Origin of the sequence: Catenulispora subtropica (genome assembly GCF_039531675.1) — a bacterium.
In the GTDB taxonomy this organism is placed as follows: Bacteria; Actinomycetota; Actinomycetes; order Streptomycetales; family Catenulisporaceae; genus Catenulispora; species Catenulispora subtropica.
On sequence record NZ_BAAAQM010000110.1, the window covers coordinates 1 to 8,239 of the forward strand.

6 protein-coding genes are annotated in these 8,239 nt (G+C 69.1%); 4 read left to right on the forward strand and 2 right to left on the reverse strand.

The features are described from left to right. Positions 1 to 1,242 precede the first annotated feature (1,242 nt). From ABD466_RS43975 to ABD466_RS43990, 4 genes are all read left to right on the forward strand, one after another. Complete coding sequence (locus tag ABD466_RS43975) at positions 1,243 to 2,208, forward strand: L-histidine N(alpha)-methyltransferase (RefSeq protein ID WP_344663276.1); 966 nt, start codon at positions 1,243 to 1,245, stop codon at positions 2,206 to 2,208. A 7-nt stretch (positions 2,209 to 2,215) separates the two neighbouring features. Further along, positions 2,216 to 3,112 carry a class I SAM-dependent methyltransferase gene (locus ABD466_RS43980; protein WP_344663277.1) on the forward strand — a complete coding sequence of 299 codons (897 nt, stop codon included), beginning with the start codon at positions 2,216 to 2,218 and terminating at the stop codon, positions 3,110 to 3,112. A gap of 174 nt (positions 3,113 to 3,286) precedes the next feature. Further along, positions 3,287 to 6,082 carry a prenyltransferase/squalene oxidase repeat-containing protein gene (locus ABD466_RS43985; protein WP_344663278.1) on the forward strand — a complete coding sequence of 932 codons (2,796 nt, stop codon included), beginning with the start codon at positions 3,287 to 3,289 and terminating at the stop codon, positions 6,080 to 6,082. Then, positions 6,079 to 6,435, forward strand: a complete 357-nt coding sequence (locus tag ABD466_RS43990) for a hypothetical protein (protein WP_344663279.1) — start codon at positions 6,079 to 6,081, stop codon at positions 6,433 to 6,435. Before ABD466_RS43985 ends, ABD466_RS43990 begins: the two co-directional genes overlap by 4 nt. Here the strand turns inward: ABD466_RS43990 and ABD466_RS43995 are convergent. Both ABD466_RS43995 and ABD466_RS44000 read right to left on the reverse strand, forming a co-directional pair. Then, a complete protein-coding gene (locus ABD466_RS43995) occupies positions 6,377 to 7,660 on the reverse strand; it encodes an MFS transporter (RefSeq protein WP_344663280.1) in 1,284 nt (427 codons plus the stop codon). The genes ABD466_RS43990 and ABD466_RS43995 overlap by 59 nt on opposite strands. An 88-nt stretch (positions 7,661 to 7,748) precedes the next feature. Further along, positions 7,749 to 8,099 (reverse strand): cupin, encoded by a 351-nt coding sequence (locus tag ABD466_RS44000; protein ID WP_344663281.1) that lies wholly within the window; start codon positions 8,097 to 8,099, stop codon positions 7,749 to 7,751. Positions 8,100 to 8,239: the final 140 nt, after the last annotated feature.

Here is an 8,239-nt window from a genome sequence, read left to right on the forward strand (position 1 = left end):
GCCAAGGAGTTGGATGATCCTTTTGTCTTCCTAAGACCGCTTGGCCTCCGACTTCCCGCCGGGGGGACACCGACCGCGACCGTCTCCGCCACGCCGACGTCGGGCGGCACCTCCCCGACTTCGCCGACCGCCACCGAGCCGGTCGGCCCCTCAAGCTCGGGGAAGGCCACCCCCACGAAGCCGTCGACCACGCCGGCCTCGACGACACACCCGGCCACCGCCCCCACCGGCGGCTGGCCGAACGCCTCGAACACCGGCTACCTGCATGCCCCGGGCTACCCGGGCAAACTGACCACGTTCACCGGCACCCTGCAGAGCGACCACACATACAAGTACATGTACTTCCCCGGCGAGACGTTCGTCGGCAACTGGGACGGCGGCCTGAAGAACGTCACCTTCATCGGCTGCCTGTTCGCCGGCGACAAGGTCGACGATGCCACCGTCGCGGTCTACAGCGACAACGTCACCTTCGACTACAGCACCTTCGCTCCGCTCGACGTCAAGGCACCGCCGGTCGCCCACACCGCCTCCTCGCAGTACGCGATCGACCAGCGCCGCGCCGGCCAGCTCACCGTCGACCACTCCGACATCTGGGGCTTCGCCAACGGCATCGAGATGGGCTGGTCCACCCGCGACAAGCCCTTCACCGTCCGCGACTCCTGGTTCCACGACGCCCGCGCCGACGGCGGCACCGACCACACCGACGCCATCCTCTCCAGCGACGGCGGCCCGGCCTTCATGGTGATCGACCACAACACGATCTCCTCCGCCGGCAACACCAACGGCCTGGCCTTCCAGCACTCCGACGCCTACTACACCGACATAACGGTCAGCGGCAACTACTTCTCCGGCTTCGGCTACACCGTCAACATCGGCGGCGACGGCAAGGGCAACCAGCGTGTCACCTTCACCGGCAACACGTTCGGCACCGACCTGAAGCCCGTCTTCGGCCCCCTGTACGGCTGGGGCGGCACCAGCGCCGTCTGGCGCGGCAACAAGTGGCACGTCGCCCCGGGCGGCTACGACAAGAACAGCGCGGACGACGGGAAGTTCTGGTGGCCGGACGGGACGCTGTCCACGAAGGATTACGGAGGCTGAGCTTTGTTGGTAATGATCACATCGTCGAAGGATTGAGTACGGTCAAAGCACCATTCGACTCCAAGATACGATTCTGCGCGTAGCGTCATCTCTCCACCACGGATCGCGGTAACCTGAAGCCACTCGGGCGACGGCATTCTCGAGATGCACCACGATTCGATCATCACGTCCGACCGAGCCGAACAGGACGCACTGTTGACAGCCGCTCCGTTCTTCGAGAGCCCGGCCCATCGCGAGCAGCTCGCGGAGTGCCTCGGCAAGGGCTTCGTGCCGCTGAAGCTCGCTTATACCGGGAGTGCTGCGTTTACGCACGACCGGCTGGCCCGATCGACCGGATATCAGCAGGTCATCGGTCAGGTGCGGGACGAGGTCGAGGTGTGGCGGAGCGCCCTGGGCGATACTCCCGACCCTCTCAGGCTGGTGGAGATCGGCCCCGGCAACGGCGTGCACAGCGAAGGTTTTCTGCGCGGCCTCACCGATGGCCGGCCCTCGGGAAGGTACCTGGCGGCCGACTTCAGCCGGACCTTGCTGGGCATTGCCCTTGCTCGTATTGACGAGGGATGTGGTCCCGATCTTGCTGTAACCGGCGAGGTGTGGGACATCGAGGCGGGTCCGACGCCGGCGATCGAAAGGTGGCGCGAAGGCGACGATCCGGTCAGCTTATGTCTATTAGGGAATACGCTCGGGAATGTCGAGGAACCGATCGGAGCCCTGGAGAATATCGCCGCCAGTGCTCGGGTCGGTGACATGCTCCTGATGAGCGTCACCCTCGCCCCGCCCCGCCGGGACGACCAGTCATTGCTCGCTCCCTATGAGACAGAAGTGTTCCGGGCCGCCGTCCTGGAAATCTTCGCCATGGCCGGAATTCCGCTCGACGCCGTCCGCCTCGCCGTCGACGTCGTCGACAACACCGTGTTCGGCCGCATCGACGTCACCCGCCGAGTCGTCTTCGAAGACACGGAACTCGGCCCGGGAGACCGCATCCGGTGCTTTGTCTCGCGTCGCTTCGCGGTCGGCGAAGTCCAGGCTCTGCTGGCCGCCTCCGGATGGGTGACCAAGGAAGAGGTCGACAGCGGGGGACACTTGGTCGTCGCGGCGTTCCGGAAATAGTCGCCCGATGACCGTCACCGTCGCTGACCAGATCTGTGCGCATGATGGGGCCAGGGAACGCGCCTTGCAGTCCTCCCTGCGGGCGTCCGCCCCAAAGAGTGCCGATTACGCGCGTGCCCACTGTCGCCCGGAGAGCCCTGGCGGAGAATCCTGCGCCTGGTACCACGGCGTGTGGCAATATCTGCGTCTGTGTGGGCTGGTCAGCTCGCCCGCCTGGCATCGCGAGTTCTATGACAAAGCGCTACGACGTGCTTATGAGGGCGTCGAATCCTCGACTCCTCGCGTGCTCATCTCCGGGACCGCGGACTTCTCCATGCTGGAACAGGTCTTGCACAGCGCCGGCCGACCTGACGCGGTCGACGTCACGGTCATCGACAGATGCCCGACACCCGTCGAGGCCTGCCGTTGGTACGCCGGTCGCAGGGCGGCGCGCATCACCGGGAAGATCGTCGATCTCTTCACCCACACGATGCAGGACGCCTCGTTCGACGTCATCACCTCGGATGCCTTTCTCACCCGGTTCAGCGCGGCTCAGACGGCCGAGGTCCTGGAAGTGTGGCGAGCCCTGCTGGCCGTCGGCGGGGTGGCCGTCACCACGGTCCGCCTCCACGGCGCCGAGGACCACCGGACCGACCCGGAAGCCGATGTCAGCGCGTTCGTCGCCCGCCTGCGCCGCACCGCGCGAGGCGCGATGAAAGCGTCCACCCTCGACATCGACCGGATCGCCGAGGGAGCCGCGGTGTATGCACGCCGAATGCGGAGCGAGGATCTCGGCGATGAGGGCGCGGTGCTGAGAGCCTTCCGGGAGGGCGGCTTCGAAGTCCTGGCGCATGAGCGGGCGCACGTCGAGGGCGAACTGTATCCGGTGACATATCTGCGTGTTGAGGCACAGCGGCTTCCCTAGGCCGACCTTGGGATTTCCTGAAATCAAAGGGTCCCGGCGCACCGGCTGTCGCAGGGGCCTCATATTGCTGTGGCTGCGCGTGTATGGATCGTCACCCCTGGGTAGTTCGCCAACAGATCACGGGGAGATCTCCAGTTCACAGGCGCATATCGCAGGGGGATGAGGTCGACGCCGATGACCTGGCAGTCGGAACTGCTCGCTTCGCTGTCCCGTGGCAACTCCGAGGCCTCGGCGGCGATCGTGATCAGGCAGGTCGTCCAGGAGCAGAAGAACGGGATCGCCAGGCAGCCCGCCCTGATCGTGCACGGTGAGTTCCAGGACGACGAGGTGGTGTTCTCCGTCCGGGCTCCCGGCGGCCGGAGCTGGACGGTCGGCCGGCCGCTGCTCGATCTCGCGGAGTGGGCCCGCTCCCGCAGCGACTTCGAACCGTCGTTGCTCGCGGCCGTCGCCTCCAGCGTGACGGGGACGGCGCACTGGGACGACGAGGAGTGGATCCCGTTCGGCTACGTCGGGACCGGCTCGATGCCGCACGACCTCATCCGCGACATCGACCACCACGTGAGCACCGATCGCGACGACATGATCGTCGAGAAGCTGGCCGGCGGTCTGGACGTCCTGGTCGTGGGGCCACCCGCGTCCGGCAAGACCCTGAGCATCCTCACCGCGGCCCAGCGCCGGCAGTCCCATCACGAGGACCACGTCATCTGGCTCGACCTGACCGAGGCGTTCGACAACGCCGAGGCCATGATGCTGGCCTTCCTCAAAGCCCCCAGGTCGCGCGGATACCTGGTCGTGGTCGACAACCTCCAGGCCAACGTCACGGCCACGTACGCGATCTTCGACCTGATCACCCGCCTGCGCGACGAGCTGGACCTGCCGGTCCGCACCCTGGCGACCTGCTGGCCGTCGGCCCACGACCTCGTCCTGGCCCTGCCCGTGACCTTCACCCGGATCGCCGCGCGCGGCACCGAGGTGATCCACATGCTGCTCGCCGAGAGCCGGCAGACCGACCTGGTCGCCACCGAGTTCGACGAGCTGTCCGGCGGGGACGTGCTGCTGGCGAAGTCGGCGCTCAAGTACTTCCAGCGGCGCGGCCGGATGCCGGACGACGACGAGCTCGCCGAGACCATCGCCGCGGTGACGCGTGCCGACCAGGTCATGCGTCCGGAGACGCGGCGGACGCTCTACTGGTTCGCCAGCCTCGGCGGGTTCGAGATCGGCGTGTACCGGATGTTCTGTGAGACGGAGGGCCTCGCCGCCCCCGTCAGCGAGCTGCTGTCCATGAAGCTGATCACCTGCAGCGACGAGGTGCTCTCGATCGGCCACCCCTCGAAGGCCGCGGCCATCGTCCGCTACGCCGTGGGCCACTGGAACGACCCGGAGCACCCCTTCGAGCGGCCGTCGAAGCTCGCCTTCGAATACCTCCGGCGCTCCGGCAAGGCCGCCGTCCAGGCGACCCTGGAGAAACTCGACCTCGTGAACCACCGAAGCGAGAACCGGCGCGAGGACCGGATCCTCGCCAAGGTCTGGCCCCATCGCAAGGCCTTGATCCGATTCCTGCGGGACCAGTCCATCGCGCGGGACCACTCCTGGGGCGGGAACGTCGCGTCGGCCGCCTTCGCCGCGATCGCTCTCGCGCTGGCCGACGAGCGGGAAGCCTGGAAGGTCAGCGCCGACTACGTGCGGCGGCACTGGAGATACGACGCGTCGTTGAGCCTTCCGGCCTACCACGGCGCCCAACCGTCCCCCGACGCCGACGACTTCTTCGTGCACATCCGCAGCGCCATGCGCGCCGAGGACGAGTCCTCGCCGATCTGGGCGAACCGCCGGTCCAGGCAGTCGGCCGAGAGCATCAACATGGACCGCTTCCACCGCACCTGGATGCTCGGAATCCTGCTGACGTTCGAGAACACGGCCATGCTCCGCGATCCCGGCCGCGCGGAACTGCTCAAGGCGATCGCCGGCCAGGCCCAGCTCGCCAGCGGGGCGTTCTATCCGGAGCGGGTCCCGTGGCTCACGGCCCGCGTGCTCAACGGCCTGTGGCACGGCGGCGACAGCCGGGACACCAGCGCGATCGTCCGGGACGCCTGCGAGTGGCTGCGCCGCCCGGTCGACGACGGCGGCCCGTTCGACGGCCGGTGGCGCAGCGGGACCGGCTCGTGGAACAGCGACGTGCTGACCACCGCGATGTGCATGACGGCCCTGCTGCACGCCGGCGTCCCGGCCAGCGACCGCTGCATCCGCGCCGGATACGGCTACCTCAAGGAACAGATGCCCGAGTGGCGGCAGCCCGGCCGCGAGATCGACTGCGCCGCCGCGGCGGAGGCCATCATGCTCGCCGGGCCGGATCGCCGCGAGATCTACCCGGCGATCGTCGACCTGCTGATCTGGGTCGGGAACGGGGACGGCGACGGCAGCGTGGGGGAGGAGGAGAGCATGAAGATCCCCTACGTCGCCGAACAAGTGGTCTGGATCGTGCAGGGGATCGTCCAGCGGGAGTTGGAGGCCCTGCTCCAGGACTTCGAACCCTCGGCCAGGATCGCCGGCGCGTCCCGCGGCGAAGCCGTGACACCCGCCGACGGCGCGGTGCCGATCGCGGCGGCCGGGCCGCCGGCGACCCGCACGCTGGAACTCCGGGACACCGGTGACGACGCCGACGCCGACGCCGACGGAGAAGCCGAGACCGACGCCGCCACGCGCCGGGCGGTGACCGAACGCCTGGAGCGCCTCGGCAGGGAGATCACCGCGAACATCACCAGCCGCGAGGCAGCCCTCCGCGGCCGGAACCACGCCCGGAACCGCCGGCCCATCGAGGCGCAACTCGCCATCTGGCTGAACCGCAAGAACACCCGCGACGAGGCCGCCGCCCAGTTCGCCGAGAACCCGCTCTCCGGCGTCGCCGTCGCCCTGGTCGACCGGCTGTGGGCCGAGGTCTTCGGCCACCACGGCCAGCCGTCCCGGGAGCCGTGACGGTGCTTCCCCCGTCGCTCCTCAACTTCGTCTCGGGCCTGGCCGCCGGTGCCGGCATCAACCTCCTGACCGGGTTGTCCGGAATGCCGAACCCCTCACGCGTGCCCACCATCACCGACTCTGTGATCTGGGTGGTCGACGCGGCGTTCATGGCCCACGCGGCGCATCTCGCCGAGGGCGCGGACCGTGCGGCCTCCCTCGTGATCGACAACACCCTGACACAGGACGAGCGGTCGGCCGTGATCGACGACGAGGCGTTCCGGGTCCGGTGGCCCTACCGCGTCTCGATCGCCCTCAGCGGGCTGTTCCTGCTGGCCGCGGTGCTGCTGATTCCGGGACTGCTTCGGAGCTGAGGCGTTCCCGTGTCAGCGCCGCGACCGCCAGCGCGGCTCCGGCGGTCGCCGCCGCGGCCCCGCTCCACCACACCGGCGTGTCGCCGGCGACGGCGTGGATCTCCAGGGCCGCCATCGGGCCCACGGCGTAGGCCAGGGAGACCGCGCCGTCGAAGGCGCCGAGGTACGCGCCGCGCTGCGCCGCCGGTGCCAGGTCCGCCGCCAGCGCCTGCGCGGTCGGCGTCCACGCGATCTCGCCGAACGTCGACAGCACCACCACCGCCGCGATCATCGCCGTGGACGTGTTCAGCAGGAACAGCAGGAACGGGCCGCCGGTCAGCGCCGCCGCCACGAGCACCAGGGTTCGGCGCGGCATCCGGTCGCCGACGCGGGTGGCCCGGGCCTGGAACAGGACGATCAGCACGGGGTTCATCGCGATCAGCACCCCCCACGCCGAGACCGGGAGGTGGTACGAGGACACCGCGGCCACCGGGAGGAACCGGTCGGTCGCGGCGAGGGTGAGCGTGATCAGCGTGACCGACGACAGGAACAGCAGGAACATGCCGTCGCGCCACAACGCGCGGTCAGCCGCCTGCTTGCCGGCCGGCACGGCGTCGCCCCGCGGCGGATCGTGGATCAGCAGCCGTGCCGTGACCACCGCCGCCAGACTGCACGCGGCCAGCCCGCCGAACATCGTCGGCCAGCCCCCGATCGCCACCAGCAGAGCCGCACCGGGCGGTCCGAGGATCACCGACATGCTGCGCAGCACCCGCATCGCCGCGAACGCGGAGCCGCGCTCGCCGGCCGGCACGGCATCGGCGATCAAGGCCGACGACGCGGCGCTGCCCGGCGGCCCGAGCGGCCCGAACGCGACGATCAGCGCCAGCCCCACAGGGACGTGATCACCCGCGACCGTGAACGACGCGATGCACACCGCCTGTCCCAGCCAACTCGCCAGGATCACCGGCCGCCGTCCGCGCCGGTCCGAGAAACGGCCGCCGAGATACCCGGAGCCGATCCCCGACGCGGCGCGGAGGAACAACGCCACCCCGACCGCCGCGGCCGACGCGTGCAACCGCTGGATCGCCCAGATCGCCACGTACGACGAGAACCCCGACGTCGCGAGCCCCTGCACCGCCGTCGCCGTGACCAACCCCCGGATGCCGACGGGGACCTCGGTGAGGCCGAGCAGACGCAGGGCTCTGATGCCGATGCCGGCCGGCGGGTCACCGTCTCGTAGGGCCATGCGTTTTGCATAGCAACACCTGGGCGCCATGGCCAGCCGGCGACGACAGCCAGTATCGGTAACCACGCACGCGTGCGGTCTGTGCAGGTCAGCCCGCTTCCGGCTCGAAGACGGTCACCGGGCCGCCCTCCAGCACGATCGCGGTGAGTCCGCTCTCGCTGCCGGTCGTGTGTACCTCGCCGGGCTCCCAGTACGCCGCCTGACCGGACACGATGGCGACACGAGCCCCGTCGCCGCCAGCGACCCAGCCGGATCCGGTCACGATGAGCAGTATCTGGTGCGAAACAGCCGGATGCGTGCCGATGATCCCGCCAGGTGCCAGGGTGAGGCACCTGGCCTTGGCCCTCTCGGTGAATCGCGCCACCTGTGTGGCATGCAAGCCCACGCTGTCATAGGCCGTCACCTGGCGCTCGCCGCGATCGAACGTGAAGACCTCCACCTGCGGTGTCCCTTCTTGTATTCAGCAGGAGGCCGGAACCAGGCCGGGGATCTTCATCCGGTCCCGTCGGTGATCGGGAGGAAACCGCCCTAGTCATTCCGGCCCGTTGCCGGCGCCGCCTGGTCGGCGCGAAAATGTGC